The organism is Paracoccus sp. S-4012 (assembly GCF_009674885.1).
Lineage (GTDB): Bacteria > Pseudomonadota > Alphaproteobacteria > Rhodobacterales > Rhodobacteraceae > Paracoccus.
In genome coordinates, this window is sequence record NZ_WKKA01000001.1 from 60,369 (window position 1) to 77,130 (window position 16,762).

At 68.2% G+C, this 16,762-nt stretch carries 12 protein-coding genes and 6 pseudogenes; 7 read left to right on the forward strand and 11 right to left on the reverse strand.

The window, feature by feature from the left end; all coding sequences use genetic code 11:
* Positions 1-62: 62 nt before the first annotated feature.
* The 7 genes and pseudogenes from GI374_RS00255 to GI374_RS00280 all read left to right on the forward strand — a co-directional run bounded on the left by GI374_RS00255 (position 63) and on the right by GI374_RS00280 (position 5,372).
* Entirely contained in the window at positions 63-1,028 is a 966-nt protein-coding gene (locus GI374_RS00255; protein ID WP_154335020.1) for a tripartite tricarboxylate transporter substrate binding protein, read from the forward strand.
* Positions 1,029-1,163: 135 nt separating this feature from the next.
* Positions 1,164-1,940, forward strand: a complete 777-nt coding sequence (locus GI374_RS00260) for an SDR family NAD(P)-dependent oxidoreductase (RefSeq protein WP_154335021.1) — start codon at positions 1,164-1,166, stop codon at positions 1,938-1,940.
* A 16-nt stretch (positions 1,941-1,956) separates the two neighbouring features.
* On the forward strand, positions 1,957-2,253 hold the full coding sequence (locus tag GI374_RS00265) for a Dabb family protein (protein ID WP_154335022.1): 297 nt from the start codon (positions 1,957-1,959) through the stop codon (positions 2,251-2,253).
* Positions 2,250-4,172 carry an AMP-binding protein gene (locus GI374_RS00270; RefSeq protein ID WP_154335023.1) on the forward strand — a complete coding sequence of 641 codons (1,923 nt, stop codon included), beginning with the start codon at positions 2,250-2,252 and terminating at the stop codon, positions 4,170-4,172. Before GI374_RS00265 ends, GI374_RS00270 begins: the two co-directional genes overlap by 4 nt.
* A gap of 51 nt (positions 4,173-4,223) precedes the next feature.
* A pseudogene (locus tag GI374_RS19735) lies at positions 4,224-4,476 on the forward strand (epoxide hydrolase N-terminal domain-containing protein); the annotation flags it as partial.
* 12 nt (positions 4,477-4,488) lie between these two features.
* Positions 4,489-4,695: an alpha/beta fold hydrolase gene (locus GI374_RS18775; protein ID WP_195759822.1), complete on the forward strand. Its 207-nt coding sequence runs from the start codon at positions 4,489-4,491 to the stop codon at positions 4,693-4,695.
* The gene (locus GI374_RS00280; RefSeq protein WP_154335025.1) at positions 4,695-5,372 is read left to right on the forward strand and encodes an alpha/beta hydrolase; all 678 of its coding nucleotides are present in this window, start codon (positions 4,695-4,697) and stop codon (positions 5,370-5,372) included. The genes GI374_RS18775 and GI374_RS00280 overlap by 1 nt, the downstream gene beginning before the upstream one ends.
* A 260-nt stretch (positions 5,373-5,632) precedes the next feature.
* On the opposite strand, the pseudogene GI374_RS18980 reads toward GI374_RS00280, so the two are convergent.
* From GI374_RS18980 to cofH, 11 genes and pseudogenes are all read right to left on the reverse strand, one after another.
* Positions 5,633-6,373, reverse strand: a pseudogene (locus GI374_RS18980) (transposase).
* 37 nt (positions 6,374-6,410) lie between these two features.
* Positions 6,411-6,758 (reverse strand): annotated as a pseudogene (locus GI374_RS00295) (transposase); the annotation flags it as partial.
* A gap of 278 nt (positions 6,759-7,036) precedes the next feature.
* Positions 7,037-7,968 (reverse strand): annotated as a pseudogene (locus GI374_RS00300) (IS5 family transposase).
* Positions 7,969-8,283: 315 nt separating this feature from the next.
* A pseudogene (locus tag GI374_RS00305) lies at positions 8,284-9,311 on the reverse strand (IS110 family transposase).
* An 85-nt stretch (positions 9,312-9,396) separates the two neighbouring features.
* Positions 9,397-10,033, reverse strand: a pseudogene (locus tag GI374_RS00310) (transposase); the annotation flags it as partial.
* A 432-nt stretch (positions 10,034-10,465) separates the two neighbouring features.
* Positions 10,466-11,383, reverse strand: coding sequence for an LLM class F420-dependent oxidoreductase (locus tag GI374_RS00315; protein ID WP_154335028.1), 918 nt, complete (start codon positions 11,381-11,383; stop codon positions 10,466-10,468).
* The gene (cofC, locus tag GI374_RS00320; RefSeq protein ID WP_154335029.1) at positions 11,362-11,976 is read right to left on the reverse strand and encodes a 2-phospho-L-lactate guanylyltransferase; all 615 of its coding nucleotides are present in this window, start codon (positions 11,974-11,976) and stop codon (positions 11,362-11,364) included. The genes GI374_RS00315 and cofC overlap by 22 nt, the downstream gene beginning before the upstream one ends.
* On the reverse strand, positions 11,964-12,887 hold the full coding sequence (cofD, locus tag GI374_RS00325; RefSeq protein WP_154335030.1) for a 2-phospho-L-lactate transferase: 924 nt from the start codon (positions 12,885-12,887) through the stop codon (positions 11,964-11,966). Before cofD ends, cofC begins: the two co-directional genes overlap by 13 nt.
* A complete protein-coding gene (cofE, locus tag GI374_RS00330) occupies positions 12,884-13,621 on the reverse strand; it encodes a coenzyme F420-0:L-glutamate ligase (RefSeq protein WP_154335031.1) in 738 nt (245 codons plus the stop codon). Before cofE ends, cofD begins: the two co-directional genes overlap by 4 nt.
* A 2-nt stretch (positions 13,622-13,623) precedes the next feature.
* The gene (npdG, locus tag GI374_RS00335) at positions 13,624-14,283 is read right to left on the reverse strand and encodes an NADPH-dependent F420 reductase (RefSeq protein WP_154335032.1); all 660 of its coding nucleotides are present in this window, start codon (positions 14,281-14,283) and stop codon (positions 13,624-13,626) included.
* An 11-nt stretch (positions 14,284-14,294) separates the two neighbouring features.
* Positions 14,295-16,697 (reverse strand): 5-amino-6-(D-ribitylamino)uracil--L-tyrosine 4-hydroxyphenyl transferase CofH, encoded by a 2,403-nt coding sequence (gene cofH / locus GI374_RS00340; RefSeq protein WP_154335033.1) that lies wholly within the window; start codon positions 16,695-16,697, stop codon positions 14,295-14,297.
* Positions 16,698-16,762 lie beyond the last annotated feature (65 nt).

The window sequence follows — 16,762 nt, forward strand, 5'->3', positions numbered from 1 at the left end:
TTCCCGTCATCCGCGGGGCGCGGTCGCCCCGGGATCGCAGACCCGAAAAGGAGGAGTAAAGAATGAAAACCTACATACTCGCAGGCGCGCTCGCAGCGACCTTCGCAATGACGGCACCGTTGCAGGCCCAGGATACCTATCCCGCAGGACCGATCACGCTGGTCGTCCCCTTCGCGGCCGGTGGGCAGACGGACAGTGCTGCACGGGTGCTGGCCGATGCCCTCCAGGTTGAGCTGGGGCAGCCCGTTGTGGTAGAAAACCGCACAGGCGCAGGCGGAGTCGTCGGCACGCAGAGCGTCGCCACGGCCCCACCGGACGGCTATACCCTCGTGATCGGCGGTCCCAGCACATTCGTCACGCAACCGCTGCTCTCGAAGGAGATTTCCTACGACGCCGAGGCGGATTTCGCGCCCATCGCGATTTTCGCGGTCGCGCCGATGATGTTCGTGGTGAATTCTGAGAGCCCCTACAACACTCTCGGCGACCTGATCTCCCAGGGTCAGTCGGAGGAACTGACCTACGGCAGTTCCGGTGTCGGCTCGTCCATGCATCTCGGCGTCGAATGGTTCAAGAGCCTGACCGGCACCCAGGCCGCTCACATTCCCTATCGCGGAAGCTCGCAGTCGCTGCCAGCGCTTCTCGGCGGGGAAATCGACTTCCTGATTGACCCTCCCATCACCGCCCTGCCCCTGGTCGAGGATGGGCAATTGCGGGCCCTTGCCGTCACGGCCCTTACGGACGATCCGCGTCTGGCCGAGATTCCGGCGATGTCCGATGCCGGCGCCGAAGGTTATCAGCAGATGATCTGGAATTCGATCATGGCACCGAACGGAACGCCGCCCGCGATCGTCGGGAAGCTGGAATCTGCGATCGAAACCATCCTGGCCAAGCCGGAGTTCGCCGAACGGCTGCAGCAGCTGAGCCTTTCCGCGCGGTTCATTCCCAGTGACGAGCTGTCCGCTTTCCTTGCGAACGAGCGCGCGGTTTATGGAAATGTGATCGAGCAGAACAACATCAGTCTCGATTGACCCCACGCCGCAAGCGTCGGTGTGGACTCCGATCATTCCGGCGGCGCGACCCATCGCGCTGCCGGTTCCCGCCGCCTGGTAATGCGCGCCCGTGAGGCGACCCCCTTGCCGTATTCGCTGCCCGAGGAAACCGCCATGACCACTGACCGCGACCTGCCGCGTACGCCCTCGTTCTCGTTGGTCGGGCGTCGCGCGCTCGTCACGGGGGCAGGGCGCGGCATCGGTTTCGCGCTTGCCGCGGCGCTTGCCGAGGCGGGGGCCGAGGTCACGCTCTGGGCACGCGGCGCCGAGAGCATCGAGGCTGCAGCGGCACGGCTGCGCACTGCCGGTCGCAGCGCCAATGCGCAGGCCGTGGATGTGTCCGACCGGGCGGCGGTCGAGGCCGCGCTCGACGCGGGCCCCGCCTTCGACATTCTCGTGAGCAACGCCGGGACCAACATCCCGCAGCCTTTCACCGAGATGACCGAGGACGCGTTCGACACGGTCATGGACCTGAACGTGCGCGCCGCCTTCTTCACCATGCAGGCGGTGGCGCGGCGGATGATCGCCGAGGGCGTACGCGGCTCGATCATCCAGATTTCCTCGCAGGCGGGCCTGGTCGGCGCCGCCGGGCGCTCGGCCTACACCGCCTCCAAGCACGCGACCGAGGGGCTGACCAAGGTCATCGCGATCGAGCTGGCGCCGCACGGCATCCGCGTCAACTCGATCTGCCCCACCTTTATCGAGACCGAGATGACCGGCCCGGCACTGGCCGATCCGGCCTTCCGGGGCTTCGTGGAGGGCAAGATCAAGCTCGGCCGGCTCGGCCAAGTCGAGGACCTGATGGGCGCGGCGGTGTTCCTCGCGTCCGACGCGGCGGCGCTGATGACGGGATCGTCGCTGGTCGTGGATGGCGGCTGGACCGCAGGCTGAAACGAGAGGAAGCAGTATGTTCTACCACATCGTGATGATGCAGTTTTCGGACGTGGCGGATGCAGCGTTCTTCGCGCGGGTCGATCACTATTGCGACCGTGTGCGGGCCGAATGCGCGGGCGTGCGCGACTACTTCATGGCGCCGAACGAGGCCGACCGCTCGGACGGGCTGACCCATGCTGTGGTCCTCGTCTGCGACGACTCGGCCAGCCACGACGCCTACCAGATCTCGCCCGCGCATCAGGAGATGAAGGCCTTCATGGCTCCCTTCATCACCCGTATCGTGGTCTTCGACGGCGGGCCGCAGGCATGACCGCTCAACTGCCCACCCTGCAGCGCTTCATCGACCAGCACGGCCTCTCGGGCTGGGATGCCCTCATCGCCCGCGCCGATGCCGAGCCGGAGTGGTTCTGGCCGGCAGTCATCGAATTTCTAGACCTGCGCTTCGGCACACCCTTCGAGCGCATCCTCGACCAGTCGCGCGGTCCCGAATGGGCCGAGTGGTGCGTCGGCGGCACCACCAACATCGCCACGAACTGCCTGCAGCGCCCGCGCGACGCGGGCCTCGGCGGCAAGCCGGTGATCGAATGGGTCGGCGAAGACGCGGAGCGGCGGACCGTCACCTATGACGAACTCGCCGACGAGGTGGCGCATGTCGCCGCCGGCATGCAGGACCTCGGCATCCGACGGGGCGACGTGGTCGCGATCTTCATGCCCTCGGTCCCCGAGGCGATCGCGGCCTTCCTCGCCATCGTGTCGATCGGGGCGATCGCGCTGCCCGTGTTCTCGGGCTTCGGCGACGACGCGCTGGTGGACCGCCTGACCGATGGCGGCGCGGTGGCCGTCGTCACCGCCGACCGCACCTTCCGCCGCGGCAAGGCGATCGAGATGGCGGCGCAGGTCGCGGGTCTGCGTCATCGTTTGCCGGCCTTGCGCCATGTCATCGTGGCCCCACGGGAGCCGGGTGCGTCGGTGGAGGCAGGCTTCGTCTCCTGGGCCGACCTCGCCCGCACCGCACGCGCGCAGCCGCCGCTCGAACTGCCGGCCGAGACGCCGGCCATGCTGGTCTTCACCTCGGGCACCACGGGCCGCGCCAAGGGCACGGTCCACAGTCATTGCGGTTTCATGGTCAAGACCGCCGCCGACTACGGCCTGATCCACGACCTGAACGCGGGCGACCGGCTCCTCTGGATGAGCGACATGGGCTGGCTCACCGGCCCGATGCTGGCCGCCGCCGTGCCGATGATGGGCGCGACGATGATCCTCGTCGAAGGAACGCCGGACTGGCCTGACGCGGGCCGGATGTGGCGGCTTGCGGACGAACTCGGCGCGACCTTCCTCGGCGTGGCGCCGACCATGATCCGCGCTGTGATGCAGCAGCCCGAGGGCACCGTCGAGGCGCATGACCTCTCGGGCCTGCGGATCACCGCCTCGACCGGCGAGCCCTGGACGCCGGAAGCCTGGGAGTGGTTCCGCACCACGGTGCGCCGCGGCGGCGAGGTGCCGCTGCTGAACTATTCCGGCGGCACCGAGATCGGCGGCGGCATCCTTGGCACCAGCCTGCTGCACCGCGACCTGCCTCCCTGCGCCTTCGGCGGCCCGCTGCCGGGCATGCGGGTGGTGGCCCTGGGCGAGGACGGCGCATCGATCCGCCCCGGCGAGGTCGGTGAGCTTGCGCTCGCCGGGCCGAGCATTGGGCTGACCCGCGGCCTCTGGAACGATCCGCAGCGTTATCTCGACAGCTACTGGTCGGCCCGGCCCGGCGTCTGGATGCATGGCGATTTCGTGTCGATCGACGAGGACGGCCACTGGTATCTGCACGGCCGCTCGGACGACACGATCAAGATCGCTGGCAAGCGCATCGGCCCGGCCGAGGTCGAGGCGCTGCTGCTCGGGACCGGGCTGGTGGCCGAGGCCGCCGCGGTCGGCATCAACGACCCGGTGAAGGGCCAGGCGGTCGCCTGCGCCTGTGTCCTCGCCAAGAGGGTCCCGGCCGACGAGGCGACCGCAGGAAAGCTCCGCGACGCGGTGGCAGGAGGTCTCGGGTCCAGCTTCCGTCCGAAGCGGATCGTTTTCGTCCCCGACCTCCCGAAGACGCGGACGATGAAGCTCATGCGCCGCGTGGTGCGCGCGGCATTCGAGGACCAACCTCCGGGGGATTTGTCAGGCTTGGTGAACCCCGAGGCGGTGGAGGTGCTCGCCGACAAGGTCAGGCAACAGGAACGCGCTTAGATGCCGACCCGAAATGAACGGCGCCTGGTATCGCTCAAGGCAGAGCACCGCATGGAACGTTTCGTCATCGACATACCTCAGGAGGCCCTGGACGACCTGTACCGCAGGCTGGAGGCGACCCGCTGGCCGGACGAGCCTGCCTCGGCCTCGTGGCGATACGGGGCGGAACTGGGCTGGATGCGTCGCGCAGTACTGGCGTCACGACTACGATTGGCGGGCGGAGGAGCGGCGGCTCAATCGTTTCGCCCATTGGAGGGCGCGTGCAGGGGGAACGGACCTGCACTTCATCCTCGAACCGGGATCGGGCGCGGCACCGTTGCCGCTGGTGCTGACCCATGGATGGCCGGGATCGTTCGAGGAGTTCACCCAGGTGATCGACCCGCTGGCCCATCCTGAACGCCATGGAGGGCGGGTCGAGGAGGCCTTCACGGTGATCGTGCCCAGCCTGCCCGCTATGGCTTTTCAGGCGCGCCCCGCGAACCCGTCACAGCAGCGCAGATCGGGGCGGCGACGGCCGATCTGATGCACCGAGTGCTCGGCTTCGATCGCTGGGTCGCGCAGGGTGGCGACTGGGGCAGTATCGTGACCGCCCGGATGGCTCTGCTGAACCCGCCCGGGCTGGCCGCGATCCACCTGAACAGCGCCCCGCTTCATGCCAGGGTCGTGCCCAAGGAAATGACCGACGACGAAGCCGCCTGGCTGAAGGCCGGCGCCGCGAAGCGGGCATCGCAGGCGGGCTATCGCATCCAGCAGGGCACCAAGCCGCAGAAGCTGGCCTACGGACTCACGGATTCGCCAGTGGGGCTGGCGGCTTGGATCCTCGACAAGTTCCAGAACTTGACCGTCGGCGGCGAGCCCGTCCCGCCGCCCTTCCCGCTGGATCGGCTGCTGACCAACGTCATGCTCTGCTGGCTGGGCGGGATCAATGCCGCCAACTGGCTTTACATCTCGGTGGTTGAAGAAGGACTTGGCCTGCCGCGCAGGCAGCGGGTCGAGGTGCCGACCGGATTTACCCTTTGCCCGAACGACCTCGGCGTGCCGCCGCCCGACGCTTGGCTCAGGCGCAGCTTCAACATGTTGCATCGCGCCGCTGCCGCACAGGGCGGGCACTTCCTTGCCTTCGAGCAGCCCGAGCTTTTCGTGAGTCGCCTGTGCGCTATCGATCCGGTCCGGTTCGATAAGATGGCCGGTCCTCTATGACAGCGGCGTGCTGAAGGCCGCGGACCGCGCCACCCTCGAATCGCCGGGCAGCGTCGCGGACGGGCACGATTAGGCGTGAGTGGGGATGTGAGCCGCGATCAGTCTCTCGCCTATGCACGCCAAGAACGGCATGCACGAATGCGTGGAAAAGAAGGATTACATTGGTGGCAAGCCACCATGACATGCACGGGGGGCGATATGACCCCGGGGTGTCCTGAAGCCCGCGGCTGGGCTACCACGCCGTTTCCATCTGACCGCCGTCAGCCGCCGAGCGGGTCGAAGGGCTCGTCGAACCTGATGGCAAACTGATTGATCGCTGTCAGCCAGCCTCCACTTCGCGGGGTTTTCTCGTGCTCGCGGATGGCGAGATAGATCAGCTTCTCGGCGGCCTCCTGGGGCGGGAACGAGCCGCGCGTCTTGATGACCTTGCAAATCACGCGGTCGAGCCTCTCCGCTGCATTCGTGCTGTAGATCAACCGGCGAATCTCGGAGCCGAAAGCGAAGAACGGGATGACCTCCGGCCAGGGTCGCCGCCGAGTCTGGGCGATCGGCGGGTAGCGCCCGTCTACGCCTCGCTGACGGCTTTCAGGGCGTCCGCCGCGGCCTTTGCAGTCTCGGCGCCGCAGACACCCTTAGTCGGGCGGCCACCGCCTTGCGGTCCTTCCACGAGCAGAAGTTCAGGGGGAGGCGGACCAGATGCCGACGCAAGTCTGGACCCTCGCCTCAGGGAAGGCGGCGGTGATCGCCTCGGGAAAGCCTCTTGGGTCGTCCACCACCGCAATCGGGATGTCCTGAAGGCCCGGCTGCGCAGTTCGGTCATCACCGACAGCGAGAACTTCGCGCCTCGTTTCGGCGATCCACAGGCCCAGACCTCGCGCCGGACCTCGCCGTTGATCCCGAGGCCCGTCGCATGTGTCTCCCGAGGCAGCCGCAGCATTGCCAGTTCCGCCAGACGGCTCAGCGTCGACCGTGGTGCCTTGGGCGAAGATCGTCGTCAGCATCGCGGCCACCGCGCGCGCTGCTTGGCCGGGGCATGTACCAGGGCCATGTGCCCTCCAGCGGTCGGGACAGGAACGCGTTCACCCGCCGGTCGATCTTGGCGCAGAGGCAGCTCACCTGGCTCTTGGACATGCCGCCCGGGCCCATGGCCTTGGCCAGCTCGTCGACCGACTGCGCCGAGACGCCGTGGACATAGGCTTCCTGAATAACGGCCACCAAGGCTTTCTCGGCCGTCCGGCGAGGTTCCAGAAAACTGGGGAAGTAGCTGCCCTTCCTGAGCTTCGGGATTTCCAGCGCGATCCGGCCGGCCCGGGTATCCCAACCCCGGTCGCGGTATCCATTGCTCTGAACCTCCCGCATCGGCGGACGCGCGCCCTTCGCCGCGCCCGGGTCTCGCAACCCGAACCTTCTCCGAAGATCGACGGTGACCGCCAGCGTCACCCACAGCCGCGCGCTGCGCTACGGGCAACAGCGATCAATGATGGAGGCGACGTTACCACAAGCCTCGGGGTGCCATCCCGGCTACACACAGCAGACCAGTTCAGGTAGGTTACGGCGGTTGCGTGTCCCCGCAACCAATCTCAGCGATGTAACGGAGCCCTGTGCACGGCCTCGGCTCTGTTGCAAAATCAGCTTGGCCGGGGTTCCCCTTTCCCCGGACCGAGTCATCCCAGAGTACCCGTGACGGGCATGCCGAGGGCGGCATAGCCGTTCAGGACGGCAATCCGGACTTGAAGCTCGGCGATCTGGCGATCGAAGTCCCTCGCCATGAGGCGGTGACCCCGCAGTTTGACGCAATGCATCTTAGTCTCGACGCGGCTCCGGCGGTGGTATCCGCTTCATCGTCGCCGAAGCGCGCGGCCAAGGTATTTTGCAGTTCGCTGGGCCTCGTTGCGCGCCGCGGCGCGGCGGTGACGGTCTTCCATGGCTTTGCGTTTCTGCGGGGCGGGATTACGGCGTGCGCGCCGCGCTCGGCGATCGCATCGTGGCACTTGCGGGTGTTATAGGCGCCGTCTGCGGTAACGCTGCCGATCTCCTCGTCCGCCGGGATCTGGTTGAGCAGATCGGGCAGGACCGGCGCGTCACCGATGTGGCTCCCGGTGATCTCGACGGCCCGGACCTCCAGCGTTTCCTCGTCGATCCCGAGGTGGAGCTTGCGCCAGACGCATCGCCTCGGGCCGCCATGCTTGCGGGCGTGCCACTCGCCTTCGCCCTCGACCTTGATCGCAGTGCTGTCGACCAGCCGGTGCAGCGGACCCCTGGAGCCCCGCCACGGGATGTTGACGGCCAGGGTCTTCTCGTGCCGCGACAGCGTGCTGAAGTCAGGCACCGTCCAGTCGAGTCCGACCAGGCGAAGCAGGCTCTCGACGAACCCGGTCGTCTGCCGCAACGCCATGCCGAACAGAACCTTCATGGAGAGGCAGGTGTGGATGGCAGCATCGCTGTAGGTCTGCTGTCGGCCCCGTTGCCCGGTCGGCGCTGCCTCCCAGATCATCTCGGGATCGAACCAGATCGTCAGCGAGCCACGGCGCTTGAGCGCCTCTTTGTAGGCCGGCCAGTTCCAAGTCTTGTAGGTCAGGGGTGCGGGTCTGCTCATGTTGACCAGCTACCATGCTGAATCACGACATGAATCCCTCGGAAGATTGTGCAACATGTGTAACCGCCCCATGCGCAAGAGGGATTTTGCGAGCTGAATCTGGCGCGTCGTCGAGTGCTGACATGTGTCCGGCCTCTAATGCGGCCGCCTACATGCCGCGGGCCCGTATGGTGTTCGCAGGTCCGGTCCAGATCAAAGCCGCGTGCTCGATGGCACTCTGTTGCGCCCTGGTTTTCCCGATCCCGTCTCACGACCGTTGCGCCATACCGCTCCTTGCCCTCTTCCGCGCCGACGCTCTCGCGGCCGGCGGTCGGCTTATGCCGCCGCGACCGGAGACTGGTAGACGCCGCCGCGGGCCATCAGCGCCCAGACGATCCGCGCCATCTTGTTAGCCAGCGCTACGCGCACCAGCATCGGCGGCTTGCGGGTCAGCATCCCGCCCAGCCATGTGCCCGGTCGGGCCGTGGCGTGGACATGCCGCTTGATGATGACGCTGTTGGCGCCAATGATCAGCAGCCGCCTGAGGGACCGCTCTCCATCTTCGTCGTGGCCCCGAGCCGCTGCTTGCCGCCGGTCGAATGCTGCCGGGGCACCAGCCCGAGCCAGGCCGCAAAGTCTCGCCCCCGGCGGAATGTCTCGGGTGGAGGGGCCAGAACCGCGATGGCCGTGCCGATCAGCGGGCCGATGCCCGGGACCGTCATCAGACGTCGGGCGACCTCGCTCTCCTTCGCCCCCCGGGCGATCTCGGAATCGAGCCGGGCGATCTCCGCCTCGAGATTGGCGAGCGCCGCGACCAGCACCTTCAGCGTGTCGGTGGCATCGGCGGGCAGGCCGCTGTCCGGGTCCTCGACGATGGCGATCAGCCGCGCGGCATTGGCCGCTCCCTGGGGCACGATCTGCCCGAACTCGGCCAGGTGTCCGCGCAGGGCATTGATCGCCTGCGTCCGCTGCCGGATCAGAAGCTCGCGCACGCGGAAGACCATCGCGGCCCCTTGGGTCTCCTCGCTCTTCACCGGCACGAAGCGCATCGTCGGGCGCAGCGCAGCTTCACAGATCGCTTCCGCATCGGCGGCATCATTCTTCTGTCGCTTCACGAACGGCTTCACATAGGCGGGCGGGATCAGCCGAACCTCGTGCCCCAGTTTCCCGATCTCGCGACCCCAGAAGTGCACACCGCCGCACGCTTCCATCGCCACCACACAAGGGGGCAACTGGCTGAAGAACGCCAGCACTTGGTCCCGCCGCAGCTTCCTGCGCAGCACCGCCCGTGCCGAGGAGTCAGCTCCGTGCGCCTGAAACACATTCTTCGCCAGATCGAGCCCGACCGTGGTAATCTCCGACATGACCGCCCTCCTTTGTGGATCCTCAAAGACCCACCTTGGCACAGCGATGCCGTCGGGGGGCGGTCACATCATCAGAGCCCATGCTGTCGTGAACATGCTCGGGGCGGACGGAATACTCCCGCGCCCGCAACAACAACGGTCGTGCGCCTTCATGATCCGGTAGCCCCGCTTGTGGTTCGCGGGCGCGAGGCTTTCCGATCGAAGCTGGCGGTTCAGGATCGCGGCGATCCGGCGGTAGCCAGAGGTGGGCGCGCCCCCACGGGCGCGTCTTGCACCTGGTGATAGCGGCGGCGCGGCTTCGTCCTACCTTGTAGCCGGTCGATCAGGTCGGAACGGGTCACCCCTAGGGTGTCAGCCACCCTTTCAGCGGCGACCGAGCAAGCAAAGTCGGTTTTTGTTGAGCGCCTTGTCCAGGGCGCTCGCGTAGGATCTCGGCCTCAAGCGTCTTGGGGCCGAGCTGGCGTTTGAGCTCGCGGATGCTCTTTTCCCTCTGCCGGACGGCCGGATGCTGGTCACATCGTCATCTCCGGACACCGTCACGGCTTCCCCGTCCAGCATCAGGCAACGCCAAGGACAGGGCAGTTCGGCGCCAAGCCATTGCCGCGGGCAACCACCGAGATCCCGGCGCCCTCGTCCAGCGTCTCTTCGACGACGGAAGCTTCTCGGCCGTGCTCCAGCGGCGCGGCAACCGGCGTCGATGATGATGTCTCGATCTCAGCCATAAGCACGTGCTCAGGCCTATGCCTGAGCCTACATGACTATGCCCGGGTGTCCGGTTGAAACGTGGCCAGTTCACCGCTGCGCTGATCAAGGAAGAGCCTGACACAGTCGGCCCGCTGCTCAAGGCAAGTAATTCGAGGCGCTCGATGAGGGGCTCTGGCACGACGGCTTGCTCCCTCCTCGACCGAGCGGAGGTGACCCGCCAAGGATGGGACCTATTGCTTCGCTTCAGAGCGAGCGCACGGAACAGGACTATTCACCCCGGAGCTTACGAGACGACCATCCTTCCTTAGGCGCGCGCTTATCAACAGTCAGCGCCGGGGCGGATCCCGAGTCGGCGCTGAGCAGCTGCGCCGCCGGCGCCTCGAGCCGTGATGTATGGCTGCGTCTGCGCCTCTCGCGAGACGGCGCTTCTCGCCCGGCCCGCGACACGGTCACGCGATCAAGTCACGGAACCGCTTGAGGCTGCCGATCTGCTCGCCCGCGGTCTTGCCCGAGAAGCGGAGATGGATGTGGTTTGCGCCCAGCTCGTGCAGCGCCGCGATCTCGGACGTGACCTGCTCCCGCGACTTGCCGTCCGGGTAGTAGCCGAGCTCGAGGTCGATCGTCTTCGGGTCGCGCCCGGCCTCGGCCGCTGCGGCGTTGACCTTAGCGATCGCCTCCTGCTCCGACGCGTCGAGCGTGTCGTCGCCCTTCTTGATCTGGAACAGCGGGCACCAGCCGTCGCCGATGCGGCCGATGCGGTTCAGCACCACGTCCGGCGGCACCGGGTTCTCGGTCCGGCCGGCACCGATCCAGATCGGGATCGGCTTCTGGATCGGCAGCGGGCGGATGTTCACGTGCTGGAGGTCGTGGAAGTCGCCCTTGAACTCCACCACGTCCTGCGTCCAGAGCAGCCGCAGCACCTTCACCTGCTCCTCGAAGCGGCGGGCGCGGGTCTTGAACTCGGTCTCGAGCGCCGCGAACTCCACCGCGTTGTAGCCGAGGCCCACGCCCAGCAGCATCCGCCCGCCCGAAAGATTGTCGATCATTGCGGCCTGCTTGGCGACGAGCGCGGTCTGGCGCTGCGGCAGGCCGAGGACCCCGGTCACGAGCTTCACCTTGCTGGTCAGGTGGCAGAGATAGGCCATCAGCGTGAAGACTTCGTTGAAGTTCGATTGCGCCGTATAGGGCGTGTAGGGCATCCCGGGATGCTTGGTCACATCCACGCCGACGATGTGGTCCACGAAACGGACCTTGTCGTAGCCCTCGGCCTCGGCGGTGGTGATGAAGTCGAGCATCCCCTGGAAATCGTCGAGATGCGTGAACTGGTTCACGTTGACGGCGTATTTCACGATCTCGTGCGGCTGCATGGGCTGTCCCTTCTTGCGGTGTAATGCGGTGCCAGCGGCCAGAGGCCGAGGTCGGCGGCGGTGTCGATGTCGTGGGCGAGCGCCGGGTGGCGGAAGATGCGGCAGGACGCGCCCAGGCGGGCGGCCTCGGCACGGTGGCGGGCGAGGCTGCCGGGGCCATAGGCGAAGCCGAAGCGGGCGCGTTCGGCCGGGCCGAGCACGAGGAGGTTGGTGCCGTCCTCGTGGCGGTCGGGAACCAGTGTGACGCCGGGCACCTCGGCAGCGGCGAGCAGCGCGGCGGCGCTGAGCGCGGGCAGGTCGGCGGGCAGGACGACCAGCGGCGCGGCATGGCCCAACAGCGCAGCGCCATGCGCCACGGCGGCGTTCAGCCCGACGCCAGGATCGGGAAGCGCCATCGCCCCCGCTGCGAGGGCCAGCGCCGCGACCTCCTCGTCCTCGGTAACGACCGCCACCCGCGCTCCGGTCGAGCGCGCCACGGCCAGTGTGCGGCCCAGCAGGTCGCGGCAGAGCCTCGCGCGCACCGTGGGCGAGAGCACGCTCGCCAGCCGCGACTTGCCGCGGCGGAAGCTCTTGGCCGGGATCAGGATGTCCATGCGAGCGATCCGGCAAGATCGAGGCATTCGCGGGCGAGTGCCAGGCGGTCCTCGTCAGTCTGCATCAGGCTCTTGGTGGCGCGCACGGGGATGCGCAGCCGCGCTGCAAGACCCGCGTCGGCCTCGTCGATCACCATGCCCGAGAGGAGGCTGCCGTAGTGGTCGGCGATCCCTACCGGCGAGGCCTCTGTTCCCAGTTCCCGCAGAAGCCGCGCCGCCGGACCCTTGACCGCCTCGCCGCCGATGATCGGCGAGACAGCGATGACAGGCACCTTCGGCATGGCCTCGCGCAGCCCGGGAACGCTCAGGATCGGGTCGATCGAGACATAGGGGTTCGACGGGCAGATAACGATCGCCTCGGCCGCGGCCAGCGCCTCGGTCAGGCCAAAGGCGGGGCGAGCGGCCTCGATGCCGTCGAAGCGGAAACCGGTGACGGCGCCCTCGGCGCGGCGGCGGACAAACCAGTTTTGGAAGCTCAGTTCGCCCGCCGGGGTCTGCACCATCGTCGCCACAGGGTCGTCGGTCATCGGCAGGATGCGGGCGGTGATGCCCAGTTTCGCCGCGATATCGGCGGTGACTGCCGACAGTGGTTCGCCCTGCCTCAGCCGGTCGGTCCGCAGGATGTGGAGCGCGAGGTCGCGGTCGCCGAGCAGGAACCAGTCCTCGCCGCCGAGTCGCCGGATCCGCTCCATCGCAGCAGTGGTTTCGCCAGCCACGCCCCAGCCCTGCTCGCGATTGGCGATGCCCGCCAGCGTATAGGTCACGGAGTCGATATCGGGACAGATCCGCAGTCCCAGATGGGTGAAATCGTCGCCGGTATTGACGATCACCGTCAGGTCCGCGCCGGCCAGCGCCAGCCCATGCGCCAGCCGTCCGCCGCCCACGCCGCCCGCAAGCGCCACGACCTTCATCGGAAGAGGTCCATCTTCCGCGGCCGCACCAGATCGGCCGCGCGGCCATCGCCCACCACCTGAGGCACGCCGCGCAAGTGCACCACCGGGCGGCCTTCGTCGCCCTGTCCCATCAGCAGCGAGCCCGCCGCCGCAATCTCGTCGGCAAAGGCCAGTTCGCTGGTCAGCATCGAGCGGCCCATCCGGTCCGGGCGACCGCGCAGGTCGATCAGCGCCGGTATTCCAGCGACCCCGATTGCCGTGCCGCAAGTGCCCATCCGCCACGCGCGGCCGAAGCTGTCGTTGATGACCACCGCAAGGCCCAGGGCGTCGGCCAACCGTCGCGCCGACGCGTCGGGATCCACAGGCAGCAACAGCACCCGCTCGTCCGATCCGGCGACATTGGAGGCGTCGATCCCCGCATTGGCCATGACGAAGCCGCGCCGGTCCTCGACCACGATCACCCCCGGCACGCAGCGCAGCACCTCTCGGCTCTCGCGCAGGATCAGCTCGACTACGCGCGGGTCTTTCTGCGCCTTGGCTGCGAGTTCCTCCGCCTTCGGTGAAGGCGCGACATCGGCCAGCGCCACCATCCGGCCCTCGGCCTTGGAGACGATCTTCTGCGCCACCACCAGCACGTCGCTTGCCGCGGGCGTGATCGCGGCCCGCTCCAGCCCCGCGCGCAGGATCGCGGCCAGATCGTCGCCTTCGGTGACTTCGGGCAGGCCGGGCAGGGCGGTCGCGGTCAGCTGCATAGTCAGACGCCGGTGATGCGGATGCCCGAGCCGGGCGACTTGTAGCGGCGGTTGATGGAGATCAGCAGCGAGGTCAGCGCCTCGACCGCGGCGGCATTGGCGACCGGCCCGGCATGATAGGCGCGCAGACCCATCGCCTCGGCCAGCCCGACCGCGACCCCTGCCGCCTCGGCATCGTCGGCGCAGACCAGCACGTCGCATTCCACCTCATGCGAGAGGTCGCGCAGGTGATGGGCCGAGACGTTTTGGAAGGCGGCCACGACCCTCACGCCCTCGCCCAGTTCGGCCTGCAGGTTCGCCACTGCGCTGTCACCCTCGGGCAACTGCACGCGGGCGACCTTGGGCGGCATCAGCGGCACCGTCGCGTCGATCAGCACCTTGCCCTGCAATTGCTCGCGGAGCGCGAGTGCCGTGTCGCGCTGCGCGGCGTAGGGGACGGTCAGGAGGATGACATCGGCCCGCGCGGCGGCTTCGGCGGACGTCGCCCCGGTCGCGTTGTCCTTGGCGATCTCCGCGTTGATCCCCGCGGCGGCCGCCTCGGCCTTTGCAGCATCGCGGCCGCCGATCACCACCCGATAGCCCGCATTGGCCAGTCGCAGGGCGATCCCGCCGCCCTCGGCTCCGGTGCCGCCGATGATGGCGATGGTCGGTTTCTCGGTCATTTGCGACTCCATCAGGCAGCGCGCCGGGCGCGCGGGGTGATTTCGCCCGTCACCAGCGGCGCGAGCGGCTCGGCGGCGTAGCTGCGGGCTGTCTGTCCGGGCGGCACGGTCCCGTAGAGCGTCGAGCGCTGCGCGCCCTTCCGCCCGGCGCGGGCGATCAGGGCGTCCATTTGCGCGGGCGGCAGTTCCTGTCCGAACTCGGTTCCCGCCGCGCGCGAGATGCTCTCGTTCATCAGCGTGCCGCCGACGTCGTTCACCCCGGCGTTCAGCGCCGCCAGGACCCCCTCTGCCCCCAGCTTGCACCACGAGACCTGGATGTTCGGGATCAGCGGATGCAGCGCGAGGCGCGCAACCGCATGCATCAGCACCACTTCGCGGAAGGTCGGCCCCTGCCGCGACTGGCCGCGGTGATACATCGGCGCTTCCATGTGGACGAAGGGCAAGGGAACGAACTCGGTGATGCCGCCGCTGCGCTCCTGCAGATCGCGCAGCGCCAGCAGATGGGCGGCCCAGTCGTCCGGCCCGTCGATATGGCCGAACATGATGGTCGAGGTGGTCGGCAGCCCCACGCCATGCGCGGCCTCGATCACGTCGAGCCAGCCCTGCACGGTCAGCTTGTCGGGGCAGAGGAGCGCGCGGGCGCGGTCGGTCAGCACTTCGGCCGCGGTGCCGGGCAGGCTGCCGAGGCCGGCGTCACGCAGCCGCTCGAGATAGGCCGAAACGGACAGGCCCAGCGTCTCGGCCCCGTGCGCGACCTCGAGCGGCGAGAAGGCGTGGACATGGATGCCTGGCGCCCCGCGCTTGGCGGCGGCGATCAGGTCGAGATAGGTCCGGCCGGTGAAGGAGGGATGGATGCCGCCCTGCATGCAGACCTCGGTCGCGCCGCGGTCCCAGGCCTCGGCCGCGCGGCGGCTGACCTCGTCGAGGTCGACCAGATAGGGCCGCCCGCGCAGGTGATCGGCGGTCTTGCCCTTGGAGAAGGCGCAGAAGCTGCACTTGTAGGCGCAGATGTTCGTGTAGTTGATGTTGCGGTTCACCACATAGCGGACGAGGTCGCCGTTCGCGCGGGCGCGCAGTTCGTCGGCGGCGGTGGCGATGGCCTGCACCTCCGGGCCTCGGGCGCGGAACAGGCGGGCGATCTGAGCGGCGTTCAGACGGTAGCCATCGGCGGCGCGGTGGAGGATCGCGTCGAGATCGGGCGTGGCGCGCGGCGCGAGGCGGGGCAGGCGGGGCACGATCCCTGCCTTGCCCGGCGCCCAGGGGTCGGCGCGGCCCCAGCCATCGGCATCGGCGGCGCGCAGGACGGGCGCATGCAGCACGGGATCGACCCAGCGGTCGAGGGCTGCGACATGCGCCGGATAGACCGGCAGCCGCGAAACCAGCGTCGCACCCGCAGCCTCGGTCGTCCGGCGCAGGAGGTCGAGGTCCGGCCAGCGTGCCTCGGGGTTCACGTGGTCGGGCGTGACCGGCGAGACGCCGCCCCAGTCGTTGATCCCGGCGGCCAGCAGTTCGGGAAAGCGGTCGAAGCTCAGGTTCGGCGGAACCTGTATGTTCATCTCTGGCCCGAAGATCAGCCGGGCGGCGGCGGCGGTCCAGAGAAGCTCCTCCATCGACGGCGCGGCGGCGTCGGCCATGCGGGTGCCAGGCTTCGGCTGGAAGTTCTGGACGATGATCTCCTGGATATGGCCGTGCTCACTGTGCAGCGCCTCAAGGGCGAGCAGCGCCTCGACCCGCTCGGCGCGGGTCTCGCCGAGACCGATCAGGATGCCGCTGGTGAAGGGGATCGCCTGTCGGCCGGCGGCGGCGATGGTTTCCAGCCGCACGGCGGGGATCTTGCCCTTCGAGCCGTAATGCGCCCCCCCCTTCGCCAGCAGCACAGGCGCGGTTCCTTCCAGCATCAGGCCCTGGCTGACGCCCACCCGCCGCAGACGGGCAAGGTCGGCTTCGGCCATGACGCCCGCGTTCAGGTGCGGCAGCAGGCCGGTCTCGCGCAGGACCAGCGCGGCCATCGCGGCCAGGTAGTCGAGCGTAGTTGCATGGCCAAGTTCGACCAGTTCCTCGCGCGCCACCCGGTAGCGGTCCTCGGGCCGCTCGCCCAGCGTGAACAGCGCCTCGGTGCAGCCGGCCGCGGCGCCGGCGCGGGCCACAGCCAGCACCTGCTCGGGCGTCATGAAGGCGCGCTCACCCTTCCGCGGTGGATGGGCGAAGGTGCAGTAGCCGCAGGTATCGCGGCAGAGCTGCGTCAGGGGAATGAAGACTTTGGGCGAGAAGGACACGAGATCGCCGTGGCCCAGCCGCTTCAGGCGCTGCGCCTCCTGCAGCAGGTCGGCGCGCTCCAGCCGCGCCATCCAGTCCCGCAGCAGTTCCGGGGAGGGCAGCGCGCCGTGAGCCGGCGCGGCGATCAGGCCTTGCATGATGTTCCCCTCCTTCGGAACAAGTTTGCAAAGTTGGATAGACAACATTGCTGGACCGATGTAAA